This window comes from Nannocystis sp., from assembly GCF_016714285.1.
In the GTDB taxonomy this organism is placed as follows: Bacteria; Myxococcota_A; Polyangia; order Nannocystales; family Nannocystaceae; genus Nannocystis.
In genome coordinates, this window is sequence record NZ_JADJNN010000021.1 from 22,921 (window position 1) to 37,203 (window position 14,283).

At 72.0% G+C, this 14,283-nt stretch carries 14 protein-coding genes; 7 read left to right on the plus strand and 7 right to left on the minus strand.

The window, feature by feature from the left end; translation table 11 throughout:
• The first annotated feature begins 14 nt into the window (after window positions 1-14).
• From IPJ59_RS27985 to IPJ59_RS28005, 5 genes are all read left to right on the plus strand, one after another.
• Entirely contained in the window at window positions 15-644 is a 630-nt protein-coding gene (locus IPJ59_RS27985; RefSeq protein WP_293274071.1) for an RNA polymerase sigma factor, read from the plus strand.
• A gap of 106 nt (window positions 645-750) precedes the next feature.
• Window positions 751-1,215 carry a UPF0158 family protein gene (locus IPJ59_RS27990; protein WP_293274072.1) on the plus strand — a complete coding sequence of 155 codons (465 nt, stop codon included), beginning with the start codon at window positions 751-753 and terminating at the stop codon, window positions 1,213-1,215.
• Window positions 1,216-1,601: 386 nt separating this feature from the next.
• Window positions 1,602-2,198 carry a DUF4331 family protein gene (locus IPJ59_RS27995; protein ID WP_293274148.1) on the plus strand — a complete coding sequence of 199 codons (597 nt, stop codon included), beginning with the start codon at window positions 1,602-1,604 and terminating at the stop codon, window positions 2,196-2,198.
• Window positions 2,199-2,208: 10 nt separating this feature from the next.
• Window positions 2,209-3,009, plus strand: a complete 801-nt coding sequence (locus IPJ59_RS28000; protein WP_293261669.1) for a hypothetical protein — start codon at window positions 2,209-2,211, stop codon at window positions 3,007-3,009.
• Between the two features lie 100 nt (window positions 3,010-3,109).
• A complete protein-coding gene (locus IPJ59_RS28005) occupies window positions 3,110-4,420 on the plus strand; it encodes a tetratricopeptide repeat protein (protein WP_293274073.1) in 1,311 nt (436 codons plus the stop codon).
• Between the two features lie 12 nt (window positions 4,421-4,432).
• Here the strand turns inward: IPJ59_RS28005 and IPJ59_RS28010 are convergent, their stop codons facing one another.
• The 5 genes from IPJ59_RS28010 to IPJ59_RS28030 all read right to left on the minus strand — a co-directional run bounded on the left by IPJ59_RS28010 (window position 4,433) and on the right by IPJ59_RS28030 (window position 9,342).
• Window positions 4,433-5,827: a serine/threonine-protein kinase gene (locus IPJ59_RS28010; protein ID WP_293274074.1), complete on the minus strand. Its 1,395-nt coding sequence runs from the start codon at window positions 5,825-5,827 to the stop codon at window positions 4,433-4,435.
• A 44-nt stretch (window positions 5,828-5,871) separates the two neighbouring features.
• Window positions 5,872-6,819 carry a hypothetical protein gene (locus IPJ59_RS28015; protein WP_293274075.1) on the minus strand — a complete coding sequence of 316 codons (948 nt, stop codon included), beginning with the start codon at window positions 6,817-6,819 and terminating at the stop codon, window positions 5,872-5,874.
• Window positions 6,816-7,322: a hypothetical protein gene (locus IPJ59_RS28020; protein WP_293261656.1), complete on the minus strand. Its 507-nt coding sequence runs from the start codon at window positions 7,320-7,322 to the stop codon at window positions 6,816-6,818. The genes IPJ59_RS28015 and IPJ59_RS28020 overlap by 4 nt, the downstream gene beginning before the upstream one ends.
• Window positions 7,323-7,369: 47 nt before the next feature.
• Window positions 7,370-8,281 carry a PLL family lectin gene (locus IPJ59_RS28025; RefSeq protein ID WP_293274076.1) on the minus strand — a complete coding sequence of 304 codons (912 nt, stop codon included), beginning with the start codon at window positions 8,279-8,281 and terminating at the stop codon, window positions 7,370-7,372.
• 212 nt (window positions 8,282-8,493) lie between these two features.
• Window positions 8,494-9,342, minus strand: coding sequence for a CHAD domain-containing protein (locus tag IPJ59_RS28030; RefSeq protein ID WP_293261650.1), 849 nt, complete (start codon window positions 9,340-9,342; stop codon window positions 8,494-8,496).
• Between the two features lie 257 nt (window positions 9,343-9,599).
• On the opposite strand from IPJ59_RS28030, the gene IPJ59_RS28035 reads away from it, so the two are divergent.
• Both IPJ59_RS28035 and IPJ59_RS28040 read left to right on the plus strand, forming a co-directional pair.
• Window positions 9,600-10,868, plus strand: coding sequence for a cytochrome P450 (locus IPJ59_RS28035; RefSeq protein ID WP_293274077.1), 1,269 nt, complete (start codon window positions 9,600-9,602; stop codon window positions 10,866-10,868).
• Window positions 10,869-10,961: 93 nt separating this feature from the next.
• Entirely contained in the window at window positions 10,962-11,795 is an 834-nt protein-coding gene (locus IPJ59_RS28040; RefSeq protein WP_293274078.1) for a hypothetical protein, read from the plus strand.
• On the opposite strand, the gene IPJ59_RS28045 is transcribed toward IPJ59_RS28040, so the two are convergent.
• Together IPJ59_RS28045 and IPJ59_RS28050 are read right to left on the minus strand one after the other, a co-directional pair.
• Complete coding sequence (locus IPJ59_RS28045; RefSeq protein ID WP_293274079.1) at window positions 11,776-13,227, minus strand: MBOAT family O-acyltransferase; 1,452 nt, start codon at window positions 13,225-13,227, stop codon at window positions 11,776-11,778. The genes IPJ59_RS28040 and IPJ59_RS28045 overlap by 20 nt on opposite strands.
• Window positions 13,224-14,174 carry a hypothetical protein gene (locus IPJ59_RS28050; protein WP_293261638.1) on the minus strand — a complete coding sequence of 317 codons (951 nt, stop codon included), beginning with the start codon at window positions 14,172-14,174 and terminating at the stop codon, window positions 13,224-13,226. Before IPJ59_RS28050 ends, IPJ59_RS28045 begins: the two co-directional genes overlap by 4 nt.
• Between the last annotated feature and the right edge of the window lie 109 nt (window positions 14,175-14,283).

Genomic DNA, 14,283 nt, shown 5'->3' on the forward strand with positions numbered 1-14,283 from the left:
ACGCCCGTGCCCGCATGAGCTCCGACGATACACCCGAGGTCCCTGCTGCTGGCGCTGGCCCGCGCGCCGAGGCGCTGGCCCGAAACCCGCAGGACCTGGCGCTGCTCGCCGCGTGGCAGGCCGGCGACGCGCGAGCTGGTGACGCGCTGGCGCGGCACTACGGGCCGCATGTGCGGCGATTCTTCGCCGACAAGGTGCGTGACTTCGAGGTCGACGACCTCGTGCAGCAGACCTGGGAGGCGATGGTGCAGGCGCGCGACCGCCTGGGCGGCGGGCCGGACGGCATCGCCAGCTTCCGGGCGTATCTCTACGGTGCGGCGCGGCTGGTGCTCTTCGGTCACTTCCGGAGGTTGCGCAAGGCCCAGCAATTCGACCCGGGGGTCTCCTCGCTCGAGGATCTGGCGCCCTCGCCGAGTGCGCAGATATCGGCGTACGCGAAGCTCGAGCGCCTGGCCGCGGCGCTGCGCAAATTGCCGCTCGATCAGCAGATCTTGCTCGAGCTGCGATATGCCCACGAGATGACGAGCGCCGAGATCGCGACGGCGCACGGGATCCCCCAGGGCACGGCGAAGAGCCGGCTGCGGGTCGCCCGGCAGCGGCTCGACGCGCAGCTGCTGCGCATGGGCCTGGCGCCGGCGGGGTGAGCAGTTCGGGGGCAATCGCCGCTTTTTCACAGGCGCCGTGGGGTCGCCGCGTTGGGTGCCGCCTCCTCTTGACATACCGCGCGACTTCGCGCACCGTGGGACGGTCATGCGAATCACCGTCGACGCCCCGCGGCCCGTCTGGGATGACTTTGAATTTGCGCTCGACTGCGCCGACCGGGAGCTCCGGTCCTACTACGATACGGCGACCGGTGAAGTCTGTGTGACCGGGCCCTTCGAGGACGACCCCGGCGAGCGCGAGCGCATCGACGCCGACCCCGCGCGCTACCTCGAGATCGGGCACCTCGACGGGCGCACGGAGCATGAGTGGATGGCGCGCTTCAGCCAGGGCGTCGACGATGAGAAGCTGCGGGCGCGGCTCGAGCGGGCATTAAGCGGGCCGAAGCCGTTTCGTCGCTTCAAGGACACGTTGCTGGCGGAGCCCGGCGCGCGCGAGCGATGGTTCGCCTTTCGCGACGGCCTGGTGAAGCAGTGGATCGAGCAGTGGTTCGAGGCGCGTGACCTCGCGGTCGGGGCCCCGCCGGCGTGGTGGGCGACGAAGCAGACCGACTGACAGCGCCCCCGGGCGGTGGTCGACGCCTGGAAGCCCTGGATGCGTCCGGGACTTCCGGGGCCCGAGCAACGCTCGCCGTGACGCCGTCCGCGGAGGTCCCGGCGCTTCGCCGCGGGCTCGAGTCGGCGCCCGACCGCAGGAGCGGGGCCGCGAATGTTGGCTGCTCACGCGCGTATCCATGAACGGTGAGCGCGATATCGTCAGCCGGAGCGGATCGACGCCGCGAACAAGGTGCGTCGGGCGGAGATCCAAAGCACCCCGTTGCCGAGTAGCATGGCTCGGCATGACGACGGCCGCGATTTTTGCGGCCTGACCTTACTGGGAGACGCGATGCAGAAGAACATGAGATCTAAAACTGGGCTGGCGGCCGTCGCCGCCGCTGCGATCTGCGGGGAGGCTGGTGGGCGTCCACCGTCCTCGCATCCGACCACGACGAGTCGCCGAAGGTGAAGCTGGACGCCGCGCAGGACATCACGGACCTGTACGTCTTCGAGAGCGGCCCCGGCAAGACGACCATCATCGTCTGCTGGGCCGGCTTCAACGACAGCATCAAGCAGCAGCCGACCAAGGCGGGCGTGTACGACGCCAAGGCGCTCTACGCGATCCACGTCGACAACGACAACCCCGCCGACGGCAAGGCCGACAAGGTGATCTACTGGCGCTACGGGGCCAACGCGGCCGACGAGATCGGCATCCAGTGGGAGGGCATCCCGGGGGCTGACCCGAAGGTGGCTGGCAACGTGGAGACGATCTTCGACGCCGGTCCGTACGCGCGCGTGTGGACGGGCCACGCGGACGACCCCTTCTTCTTCGACGCGGGAGGGTACCTCGCGACGCTCGACACCGGGGTCTTGTCGTTCAAGAGCGAGAACGACTTCCTGGCGGGGCTCAATGTCACCGCGGCGGCGATCGAGATCGACACCGACGCGCTCACCGGCGGCAAGCCGATTCAGGTGTGGGCCACCGCATCGAGGCTGAAGTAGGGAGGCCACCATGAAGAACAACACATCCATTCACGCAGTTCTTGGGGCCGCGCTGCTGTTCGCGACGTTCAGCGCATGCGGCGACAACGGTGGCGACACCACCGGCAGCACCGGTGACAACACCACGAATCCGTCCGGCAGCTCGACGGACAGCCCGACCACGACGGTCAGCGGCAGCACGACGGACAACCCGAGCACGACGGACACTGCGAGCACGACGGACAACCCGACGACCGCGGGACCCACGACCACCGTGGACCCCGACACGGGTAGCACCGGCGGCGACCCCGGCTTCGTGTTCCCCCAAAATCCGTTCAGCGACTACGAGCAGATCGACCGGCACGGCGCGGTCGAGGCCGGGACGGCGGGCATCGGCGCCAAGGAGGGCCTGGGGTTTACCAAGGGCCAGGACGTCACGATCCGGGACGCCTACAACGCGAGCAATCCCGTCGAGGACATCGCGGGCATGTGGGTCCCGGAGATCGCCAAGAGCGTCATGTTCTTCCACGCGGCGCTCGACGATGATCTCATGGGCGCCGGGCTCACGCCGGCGACCTTCGACGAGAGCATCGCCCAGGCGGGGCCGGTCCTCATCCCGGACACGATCAAGTACGACCCCACCAAGCCGACCTCGTACCCGAACGGTCGCAAGCTCGAGGATCCGGTCGTCGACATCACGCTCGCGGCCGCGTTGGTCAGCCTCAAGAAGCACCCGCTGACCGTGCTCGCGGATCTGCCGCTGAACCCGCCCAAGAACGACGTGGCGTTCTCCGCGGAGTGGCCGTACCTGGCGCCGCCGCACGCGCCCTGAGGCGCTGCGAAGATTGTGCGGAGCTCCCCGGGTGTGCGAAGCTCCCGGGGAGCTTTTCGCGTGCCGCGAGGCTTCGGAAGCGACGATCATGGACCTCAAAATGACCATCGCCGCGGCGGTCGTCGCGTTCGGAGTCTCGGCGGCCATCTCGCAGATCGATCTCCGCGGCGGCACGGGAGCGCTGTCGGGTATCACGCCCGGGGTCGCGGCGCGATCGGGCGTCGCGGCGTCGGGCGCGAGCTACTCGGCGTTGCTCGCCGAGCTCGACGAGCGCATCGACGGCTTGCAGGCGCGGGCGAGCAAGCGTCCCGACGACTGGCTGATCCGGGGTATCCTCGGATCTGCGCTGTTCGAGCGCGCCGGCTTGACGAACCAGCTCGCCGACTTCGATCGGGTCCAGGCGGTGCTCGACGAGGCGTTTGCGATCGCTGCCACGGGCAGCGGCCCCTTGCTGGTCGCGGCCCGCTTCAACTACTCGGTGCATCGCCTGGCCGGCGCCGAGAAGTACCTCGACCTGATGGATCGCCGGGCCGTTCCTCGAGGCGACGAGCAGCTGCTCGCGCGGGTGCTGCGGGCTGAGATCGCGGTGCAGCGTGGCCAGTACGAGGTCGCGTTCAAGGCGCTCGGCGAGGTCGCAGCGGTCGCGCCGGTGGCGGCGAAGGCCGAGCTCGCGCTCTACCACGCGAAGACCGGGCATTCGGTGGAGGCCCAGGCGTTGCTCGCGGAGACGCTGGCGTCGACCGACACGAACGATCCGCGGCGGCGGGCGTGGATCCGGCTGCAGCTTGGCATCATCGCCATGGAGCGCGGCGAGTTGGTGGTTGCGATGGAGCAGCTGCGCGGCGCCGACGCGGAGCTCGCCGGTTGGTGGCTCGTGCACGAGCACATCGCCGAGATCCACACTCGTCGCGCCAACCTTGACAAGGCGATCACGATCTTCGAGGAGCTGGTCCGCACGGCCGATCTGCCGCAGCACATGGACGCGCTGGCCGGCTTGTACCAGCGCACGGGTCGGGCGCAGGAGGCCGAGGCGTTGATTACGCGGGCGGGCGCACGCTGGGAGCAGCAGCTGGCGCGTTGGCCCGAGTCGGCGATGGGGCACAGCCTGCAGCACCACCTGCAGTTCGGCACGCCGGAGCGGGCGCTCGAGCTCGCGCTGGCCAACGAGGCGGCGCGGCCCGGCGGCGAGGCGCAGGTGCTGCTGGCGCTGGCGTACCTCCGATCGGGCCGGGCCGCCGACGCGCTGGCCGTGGCGGAGCGGGCGTTGGCGACGCCGTACCGCACGGCGCGGCTGCACGATGTCGCCGCGAAGGCCCACGCCGCGCTTGGGCACACGGCGGCCGCCGAGGAGCAGGTCGCGCTGTGCCTCGCCATCAACCCGGGGTACTCGAGCGAGGACCACTCGCACTGAGCCGATCGGAGCTCAGAGCAGGAAGGTGTGGTCGAAGCTGCCGCCGGTGGCGCTGACGCGGAATTGCAGGCTGGCGACCAGGCGCTCGATGCACGCATTGAGGTCGTAGCCGGGCGGGAGAGTGACGGTTGCGTGGCCGCGGGGGTCGACCTGGACTGTGCCGACCAGGCGGACGATCGTGGTGACGCGGGTGGTGGAGCTGTCCCTGGGGACAGGCTGCTCGGGTGCTGCAGAGGTGGCGGCGACGGGGCTGTCCGCGGGGACAGGTGCGGGCGGCGGGTCCGCGGTGGCGGCGACAGGGCTGTCCGCCTGGACACGGCGAGCCGCGGTGGTCGCAACCGGGCTGTCCGCGGGGACAGGCCGAGGCGAGGCTTCGCCGGGGTCCGAGATGGGGCGCCAGCTGAGGGTTGCGACCAGGATGAGCGCGGCGAGGGCGGCGGCGGCGGCGGCGGCGAGGGGCCAGTGGCGGGCTGGCCTTGGAGACATGTCTTCGGGGACAGCTGCGGAGGTTCCGGCGGGCGCGGCTGCGAGGGCGGAGCGGGTCTCGTCGATGGCGGCGAGCAAGGCCTCGGCGCTGGGGTGGCGGTGCTCCGGGTCGTCGTGCAGGGCGCGGGCGAGGAGGGCGCGCAGGGGCGGCGGGAGGTCGGCGAGGTGGAGGATCGGTGCGCCGGGTGGGAGTGCGACGTCCTCGGGGGTCTGGGCGGGGAGGCGGCCGATCAGGAGGGTGTGGAGGAGGGCGCCGGTGGCGAAGATGTCGACGCGGTGGTCGGTCCGGCCGCCGCGGTAAATTTCGGGGGCGATGTAGCCGGGCGAGCCGCCGACGGTCCAGGCGCTCTTGCCGGTGCTGGTGAGGACCTTGGCGAGGCCGAAGTCGAGGACCTTGATGAAGTCGGGGTTGTCGTCGCGGGTGATGCGGAGGCAGTTCTGCGGCTTGATGTCGCGGTGGATCACGCCGCGCTGGTGGGCGGCTGCGAGGGCGCGGGCGATCTGGGCGGCGATCGGGAGGGCGCGGGTCCACGGCAGCGGGCCCTCGCGGGCGAGCAGGCGCGCGAGGTCCTCGCCGTCGAGGTACTCCATCGCAAAAAACGCGGGGCCCTCCTCGGGCGGGCCGAAGTCGGTGATGCTGACGACGTTCGGGTGATCGATCTTGGAGGCGGCGCGGGCCTCGAGCAGGAAGCGCTGGCCGATCTGCGGGTCGTCGAGGAAGCGCGGGCTGATGATCTTGAGGGCGAAGTGCTTGTCGAGGTGGATGTGGCGGGCCAGGAAGACCACGCCCATGCCGCCGGCGCCGAGGCGGCGCACGACCTCGTAGCGGTTCTGCACGAGCTTGCCGACGAGGTCGTCGTAGGCGAAGAGGCGGCGAAACTCGGGCCAGTTCGGGAAGGTGCTGTCGCCTGCCTGCTCCACGCGGCCGCCTCGTGGCTTCGCGCGACCTTAGCACGCGCGGGGCTTTAGAAGCTGCCGGCGAGGCCGAGGCCGGCGGGGCGCAGGGCGCTGCGGCGGGGGCCGGGCTTGCGCGCGCTGATCGCGAGGAGGGTGACGCCGGCGAGCAGGCCGAGGCCGGCCAGCACGGCGCCGACGCGGACGAGGGTGTCGCCGCGGCGACCGGAGGTCTCGATGTCGCGGAGCACCGGGTCGTTGGCGACGCAGGCGGTCGCGCGCTCGCTGCAGTATTCGTGGCCGCGTTGGTTGGCGCGGCGGCCGACGACCACGCCGGCGGCGAGCAGGGCCAGGCCGGTCGCGCCGAGGCCGAGGCCGACGGCGCCGGAGATCCGGAGCGGGCGGGTGATCGCCGGGCGTGGTGTCGGGGTCGGCGTTGCGACGACGGGGGGTGGCGGGCGTGGGGTTTCGGCCGCGGTGGTTGGGGTTGTGGTGGTCGGGGTTGCGGGCGCGGGGGCTGGTGGCGGGGTCGCGCCCAGCAGCGTCGCGCAGGTCGGGGCGCCGGCGACCGCGAGGCGCTGCTCGAGGCGTTGCAGGCTGACGCGCTCCTCGGCCGCGAGCTCGGGGGTCAGCGCGGGGTCGGCGAGGTAGTCGCGTAGCAGCGCCTGTGCGTGGCACAGATGCACGCGGGTGGCGGCGCTGCCGTCGTCGGCGCGCAGGCGGGCGGCGACGCTGGCGCGCAGGAACAGCAGGCGCGGGCCGGGCTCGGCGGCGGTGGTCAGGCGATAGGCCCGCTCGTGGGCCGCGGCGGCCCGGGCGAGGTCGCCGAGGGCCTCGGCCTGCACGCCGAGCTCGTAGGCGAGGTCGCGCTCGGAGGTCGTGGGTGGAGGTGTCTCTTGGGACAGGTTGGAGGCCTGGGACGCGGCTGTCTTTTCAGACAGGTGGGCGCGGGCCGGGGTCGTGGCGAGGGTGAGGGCGACGGCGAGGGCGACGCGGGCGAGGCGGGTCGTGGCGGTCATGGTGCGGCGGAGGGCACGCAGACGCCCTGGTGGCACTGCATCTCGGGCGGGCAGGCCGGGTCCGCGCTGCAGTCGATCGCGCACACCGATTGACCGTCGACGGTGGCGCAGGTCCGCGGCGTGTAGTCGACGGGGAAGCCGTCGCTGTGCAGCTCGCAGTTGCGGGTGGGGTCGCCGACGCAGAAGTCGGTGCAGAAGCCGACGGTGGCGCCGGCCCAGTGGGCGCACACTGGCTGGCCGTGGACGAGGCACTGCTCGTCGCGATCGCAGGGTTGGTAGGCCGGGAGGAAGGGCGTGGGTTCGTCGACGCCGGCGGTGCGCAGGCAGTCGTCGGGCTGGGGTCGACAGCGGACGCCGGCGCAGCACTGGTCGTCGCCGCAGTCGGCGTCGCGGTAGCAGAGGGCGCCGAGCAGGTAGTCGTCGCGGTAGCAGGCGAGCAGCGCCCCGATCACGAGGGCGGTGGTCATCAAGGCGAGCTGGATCGCCGGGGCCGCGCCGCGCATCGGCGGCCAGGGTAACGCGGGCCTGATGCGCGCGACAAGGGTATCGATCAGCCGACGACCCTCCCGTACAGGAGCTGGTCGCCCTCGCGGGCAAACACGAGACTCACGTGATCAGCCTCTCCGCCGACGACTGCGGGGTCCGAGCTCGCCGAGACGTGCAGCGGCGAGAAGATGACGCCTTCGCCGCCCGTGCCGGGGCTGAGGCGGGAGATATACAGCTGGCTGTCGGGGGCGCGCGCGACCACGATGACCAGCGGGTCGAAGCCGGCATACGACTGGATCGCTACCGCGGGCTTGCCGACGAGCTGCGATCCGGACGCGACGCCGCCGCTGCCACGCCCCGTGGTGGAGTCGTAGGCGTACATCCACAGCCGGCCGTGGACGTCGCGACCGAGCAGGTTCTCGAGGATCCCGTTGGCGACCGCCACGGGGTCCGAGGCGAGGACTGGAACGACATCCGAGGCCCAGCGCATCCCGGTCGTCGCCCATGTGTCGCCGGTGCTCACCTTGAGGGAATCAGGGAAGCTCGCGTAGACGACCACCGTACGCTCTTGCCAGTCGGTCGCCGCGATCGGCTGGCCGGGGATCGCACCCGCGGCGAAGCGCTTGATGGCGAAGGTCTCACCGCTATCGGTGCTGGTCAGGGCCCATACCGTGGAGTCCTCGCCCGAGCCCACAACCAGGATCTGGGTCCCTGTCGCCGTCGATGCCACGGCGACGCTGGGCCCGGATAGCCAGCTCCCGCCGAGTCGACGCCAGCCGGTCCAGTGCGCCCCCGCGTCGTGGGACCGGTTGTCCCAGAACGCGTTGTCGAGGCCGCGGCCGAATACATGCACCGTGTCGCCCCGCATGTACGCAGCGGGCTGGCTGGTGAGCTCGCCGCCGAGGTCCATGCCGTTGTTGCCGCTCGTCGGCGGGACGGTCCACGGCGGGGCCTTGTTGAACCGGAAGTGGCGCACGGCGCGACGCTCCCCGAGCGCGAACACATGGGCATGGGTCCCGCGGCCGGACGCCACGACGGGTGGTGAATGGATCGAGGCGAATCGAACCCAGGTGGCGCTCTCGGGCATACAGCTGCAACTCCAGCCGACAGCATGCGCAGCCGCCGGGAAAAGCACAACGGTGCTCGAGGGCCCGGCGGTTGGCTGCGCGACAAGGGCGCGGATGGCTCTCAGGGCTCGGCGCGCCAGGTCTGCCAGTAGCTCCGCAGGCGGCGCACGAAGGCCCGCGGGCGCTCGGCGTAGATCCGCTGGCCGGAGCGCCAGGCCGCGTCGCGCAGCTCGAGGTGGCGCGCGGCGATCCGTCGCTGCAGGGCGTCGCTGTCCGGGGCGGCGGTCTGCAGCACGGCGAGGTCGTGGTCCTCGCCGAGCAGCTCGCCGAGCTCGTCGAGCATGCCCTCGAGCGCGCCGAGCAGCGGCGGGCAGGCGTCGCGCAGGAGCTGGCACTGATACCAGAGGTCCTTGGCCCGCTTTCGCCAGGTATGGAACACCTCGTCGTCGGGGAGGGCGATGTGATGGGCCGCGCGCATGGCCTCGCGGCCGCCGAGGTAGCTGTCCTTCAGGCCAGCCTCGAGGTCGGCGAGGCGGATGCCGTCGAGGTCGGCGATGAGATCCGGGCGCAGGCGGCTGAGGGCCTCGGCGGCGGCGTGCAGCGGCGTCGTGGTTTCGTTGCTGGTGGTGTGTGGCGTGAGGCCTCGGCGGAGGGCCGAGAGGGGGTCGTCGGCGGGGACCAGGCGATCGAAGGTGGCGAGGGCGACGGCGGTGTCGCGGGCGGCCGAGAGCTCGCGGGCGGCGTCGCGGAGCGCGAGGTTGTGGGTGCGGAAGCGCCGGGCCGGGACGCCGGCGCGGACCAGCCGCAGCAGGGCGCGCACGCGCTTGATCGCCTTGCGGGCGGCGTGGACGCGAGGGTCGGGCGCGGCGTGGAGATCGCGGAGGCGATCGATGGCGCCGCTCAGCTCGCCGTCGGCGAGGCGGCGCAGATCCTCGCCGAGAGGCGTGTGTTGCGAGAGACGGAAGGCCACGCGGCAGTGTAACCGGATGCGGCTGGCGGCGGGGATGCGGGGCGACGCTCGGGTGTCGGGATGGCGCGACCGGCGGCGACGTCACGCGCCGCGGTGCACGACGGCCCGAGCGGGCGCGACGAGGCGGGGAGGATCGTCTATTGTCGCCCGGCTGTGACGGCGACGACGGAGAGCCCGGAGACCTCGCAGACCTCGGCGGGGGCGTACGCCGTCGGCGAGCTCCGCGGTTGGACGCGCTACGGCAACCTGATGGCTTCATGGCGGAGCCGGCCGGGTTCCTGCGCCGCATCGCGGCGGCCGGGGACCTGGTCTGGCTGCGCATGCCGGGTGAGACGACGGTGGTGTTGCGGCACCCGGCGCTGATCGAGCAGGTGCTGGTCAGCAAGAATCGGAGCTTCGTCAAGGACCGCCAGACCCACGGGCTGCGCGAGGTGGTCGGCAACGGCCTGCTGGTCAGCGAGGGCGAGTTCTGGCGGCGACAGCGACGCATGGCCCAGCCGGCGTTCCACCGCGAGCGCATCCACCGGCACGCGGCGGGGGTGGTGGCGGCGGGCGAGCGGGCGACGGCGACCTGGCGCGAAGGCCAGGTGATCGACGTGCACGCGGCGATGATGGACCTCGCGCGTGAGGTGGTGGCGACGACGCTGCTGTCCAGCGAGGTCGGGCGCGCGGCGGAGGATCTGGGGGCGGCGCTCGAGGTGGTGATGGCGCGCTACAGCGACTGGCGCTACGCGCTGCTCCCGGGGCTCGCGCGGGTGGCCGCGCTGCCGGACAACCGCCGCTTCGCGGCCGCGCGGGCGCGGTTGGTGGCGGTGGTCGACGGCATCATCGACGAGCGGCGGCGCAGCGGGACGGACCGCGGCGACCTGCTGTCGATGCTACTCGCGGCGCGCGACGAGGACGGGTCGCAGATGAGCGACGAGCAGCTGCGCGACGAGGTCACGATCTTGTTCATGGCGGGGCACGAGACGACCGCGCTGGCGCTGTCGTGGGCCTTCGTGCTGCTGGGGCGGCGGCCGGGGGCGTGGGCGCGGCTGGGGGCGGAGGTCGACGCGGTGCTGGCGGGTCGGCCGGCGAGCGCGGCGGATCTGGGGCGCCTCGTGTACACGGAGGCGGTGATCCTCGAGACGATGCGCCTGTATCCGCCGGCGTGGAGCATCGGCCGCGAGGCGCTCGAGGACGTGGAGATCGGCGGCGTGCCGCTGGCGCGCGGGACCCAGGTGTGGATGTTCCAGTGGAGCTCGCACCGCGACTCGCGCTGCTTCCCGCGCCCGCTGGCCTTCGAGCCCGAGCGGTGGGAGGACGGCCTGCTGCAGCGATTACCGCGCGGCGCGTACTTCCCGTTCGGCGGCGGACCGCGGCTGTGCATCGGCAACAACTTCGCGATGCTCGAGGCGGTCCTGTTACTGGCGACGATCGCCCAGCGCTGGCGTCCGCAGGTGGCCCCGAGCGACGTGCCGAGGCCGCAATTTTCGATCACCCTGCGGCCGCGTGGGGGCGTCCGCGCGACCCTGCGCCGACGCTGATGGCCTCCGAAGGTGGGGTCGCGGTCGCCTCACCGTGGGCGCACACCCGCGTGCTTGACCCGCTTCCGGTCCGGACCGCACGCTAGGGGTCGCTTGCTCCTGCCTCGCCTCGACGCCGTGCGCCGCTCGCTCGTGATCTTGTGGGCCGGCGGTCTCACGCTCGTGGCGATCGGCTGGGCCGTCGGGGTCGGGCCGCTGCGGCTGTCGCTGTTCGTGGCGACGGTGGTGGTCGAGCTGGCGGCGGTGGTGGTCGCGTTCGCGGGGCGGGCCCGGCTGTCGCGCGAGGACCCTGGCCGTCGCGCGTGGACGTGGATCGGCGCGGGCCTCGGGCTGCGTCTGCTCGCCGAGCTGCGCCTGGCCACGCTGTACCTCGACGCGGTGCCGGGCTTCATCAGCGGCGACGATCGCCTGTGGGCGCTGTACTTCTTCGGGCTGCGCTACCTGTACACGCTCGCCGATCTGGCGCTGCTCACGGGGCTGCTGGCGATCCGCCGCGACCTGCTGAGCACCGGGCTCGGCTTCCACCTGCGACCCCGCGACGCGCTGCTGCTGGTCGTGCTGCCGCCGCTGCCGGTGACGGTGTACCTGCTGCAGTCCGTGTTCTTGACGGCGCCGGTCGACGCGGGCCTGCACAGCTTTCGCCTGGTGAGCGCGACGGTCGGGGCGGTGGTCAGCGGGGTGTGCGTGGTGCTCGCGAGTCCGGCGCTGCAGATGGGGGGCGGGGCCTGGGCGTGGATCTGGGGCGCGGCTGCGGCGGCGGGGATCGCCAGGGCGCTGGCCTTCGCGTTCGCGGCGATCGCCCCGACCTGGGCCGACGCGATCTTCATCGAGCAGGGGCTGCTGTGGACCTTCGCCTGCTTCTGGCTGCTGGCGACGACGTTGCACCTGCGCCTCGTGACGCCCGAGCTCAGAACTGGAAGTAGATGAAGGGCTGGGGCGCCTCGGGGGCCAGGAGGACGCAGGCGTAGAAGAGGGCGACGAGCAGGAGGAAGCGCAGGGCCGGCGGAGCGCGCCACATGCGAGCGACCCAGACCTCGGAGCCGACGCGGCCGAGCGCTTGCACGAGCAAGAGCATGGCCATCACGAGGGCCCAGAGGGCGAGCAGGCGGCCCTCGCCGGAGGCCTCGACCTCGCCGAGCCAGGCGCCGAGCTGCCAGCCGCGCGGGTCGAGGAGCTTGGCGAGGATGACCTGACAGTCGCCGAGGGTGGGCGCGCGGAACAGGGCCCAGCCGAGGCACACGAGGTGAAAGAACACGAACCAGCGGATCAGTGAGACGAGCGGGCGCAGCGGGAGGCGGGTGTTGAGCCTGTCCCAAAAGCCAGCTCGAAAGATCACTAATAGGAGGCCGTGGTAGGCGCCCCAGAGCACGAAGTGCCAGGCGGCGCCGTGCCACAGGCCGCCGAGCAGCATGGTGAGGAGGAGGTTTCGGGCCGTCCGCCAGCGGCCGCTGCGGTTGCCGCCGAGCGGGAGGTAGAGGTAGTCGCGCAGCCACGCGGACAGGCTGATGTGCCAGCGGCGCCAGAAGTCGGCGGGGCCGAGGGCGGCGTAGGGGGCGCGGAAATTCTGGGTGAGTGAGACGCCCATGAGGCGGGCGACGCCGACGGCGATGTCGGAGTAGCCGGAGAAGTCGCAGTAGATCTGGAAGGCGAAGGCGTAGGTGGCGAACCACAGGGCGGGCGCCCAGGCGTGGGCCGGGTCGGCGTAGACGGCGTCGACGATCGGCGCGAGGTTGTCGGCGATCACGACCTTCTTGAACGCGCCGAGGGCGATGAGGCCGAAGCCCGAGAGGTCGGGGCGCGGCGGGTCGGCGCTGGACAATGCTCGCAGTTGCGGCAGCAGGTGGCCGGCGCGTTCGATCGGGCCGGCCACCAGCTGCGGGAAGAAGGCGACGTAGAGCGCGAAGTCCAGCGGCGAGGCGCAGGGGGCGAGGTTGCGGCGGTAGACGTCGATCGTGTAGCCGAGGGTCTGAAACGTATAGAACGAGATACCGACCGGCAGCACGATCGCCAGGGTGGGGGCGCTGACCTCGAGGCCGAGCGCGTGCAGGCCGGCGGCGGCCGAGTCGGCGAAGAAATTGTAGTACTTGAAGCAGGCCAGCACGCCGAGGTTGCCGAGCAGGCTGAGGCCGAGGAGCTGGCGTCGGCGCGTCGGGTCGTCGCTGCGGCCGATGGCACGTGCGACGCTGAAGTCGAGGAGGGTCGAGCCGAGCAGCAGGAGCAGCAGTGGGGCGCTCCAGCTGGCATAGAAGAGGTAGCTGGCGGCGAGCAGGAACAGCTGGCGCGGGCGCCCGCGCAGGCTCGGCCACAGCCAGAAGAACAGCAGGAAGAAGACGACGAAGGCGGGGCTGGTGAAGCTCATCGGAGCCCCGCGGCCGCGAGCTCGCGCGCGAACAGCTGCTGCTGCAGCGAGATGCCGCGCTTGCTGAGGTGGAAGCCGTCGCTGAAGTCGGCGGGCAGGCGGGCGCCGTCGCGGCTGAGGTCGATCAGGGTGACGAAGGGGCGCGACGCGGCGAGCTGCTGGTGGGCGGCGCGGTGGGCCTCCCACGCCGCGTGGCGGGATGGATCGGCGAGCTGTGAGAGCGAGGCGTCCGGGAGCAGGACGAGGACGACGCGGTCGCTGAGCTCGCCGAGGTCGTCGAGGAGGGCGGCGGTGACGGCGAGCTTGTAGGCGACGCGGGCCGGGGCGTAGTCGCAGAAGGGCCGGGTCTTCGGCGGGGCCTCGCGGGTGTACCAGCGGTGGGCTTGCTTCGCGTCGCGCGGGCCGAGCAGCGCGTCGCGCCACTGCGACTGCAGGAAGGCGGTGTCACCGTAGGCGCCCGAGAGGGTGTTGCCGAGCAGGCGCCCGGCCGCGAGCATTGGCTGCTCACCGCGGGCGTGGAGGGCGAGGGCGCGGGGCCAGTCGCGGGTCGGCAGCAGCGTGTGCTGCTGCAAGATCCGCTTGGGGTGGAGGTCGTCGCATTGCTGGAATTGATTGACGCCGAGGATCGCCAGCTTGAAGTGGCGGGCTTCCAGCGCGGCGCGGCGGACGATCGCGTGGGCGCAGTCCTGGTGGCAGCCGTTGACGTGGGCGTCGAGGATCTGCGGGCGCGAGACGCCGAGCAGGGGCGCGAGGTACTCGGGCGGGAGCCAGTCGACGGCGGTGCTCGAGCCGATCAGGAGGACGCTGCGGCCGTCGGCCTTGGTCCAGCGCCACTCGAAGCCGCGCATGGCGTTGCGCTCCCAGCCGACGCTGCGGTCGCGCGAGAGGCACTGGTCGACGAACCACAGCGCCAGCAAGATCGGCACGATGTAGAGGAGGTGCCGCATCGCGTGCACGTGGGTTTTACCGCGATCGCTGGCGGGGTCGCAAACTGGCGCTCTGGGCCACCACAGCGCCGTGGCCGGCTCGCGCGAGCCTCGTCTGCACTTGTCCGTG

What these genes read in the sequence shown, in the direction of transcription:
- IPJ59_RS27985 (WP_293274071.1), top strand. Translation starts at nt 15, where the DNA reads ATGAGCTCCGACGATACACCCGAGGTCCCTGCTGCTGGCGCTGGCCCG.
- IPJ59_RS28045 (WP_293274079.1), bottom strand. Translation starts at nt 13,227, where the DNA reads ATGAGCTTCACCAGCCCCGCCTTCGTCGTCTTCTTCCTGCTGTTCTTC.
- IPJ59_RS28050 (WP_293261638.1), bottom strand. Translation starts at nt 14,174, where the DNA reads ATGCGGCACCTCCTCTACATCGTGCCGATCTTGCTGGCGCTGTGGTTC.
- IPJ59_RS28020 (WP_293261656.1), bottom strand. Translation starts at nt 7,322, where the DNA reads ATGCGCGGCGCGGCCCCGGCGATCCAGCTCGCCTTGATGACCACCGCC.
- IPJ59_RS27990 (WP_293274072.1), top strand. Translation starts at nt 751, where the DNA reads ATGCGAATCACCGTCGACGCCCCGCGGCCCGTCTGGGATGACTTTGAA.
- IPJ59_RS28000 (WP_293261669.1), top strand. Translation starts at nt 2,209, where the DNA reads ATGAAGAACAACACATCCATTCACGCAGTTCTTGGGGCCGCGCTGCTG.
- IPJ59_RS28005 (WP_293274073.1), top strand. Translation starts at nt 3,110, where the DNA reads ATGACCATCGCCGCGGCGGTCGTCGCGTTCGGAGTCTCGGCGGCCATC.
- IPJ59_RS28035 (WP_293274077.1), top strand. Translation starts at nt 9,600, where the DNA reads ATGGCGGAGCCGGCCGGGTTCCTGCGCCGCATCGCGGCGGCCGGGGAC.
- IPJ59_RS28015 (WP_293274075.1), bottom strand. Translation starts at nt 6,819, where the DNA reads ATGACCGCCACGACCCGCCTCGCCCGCGTCGCCCTCGCCGTCGCCCTC.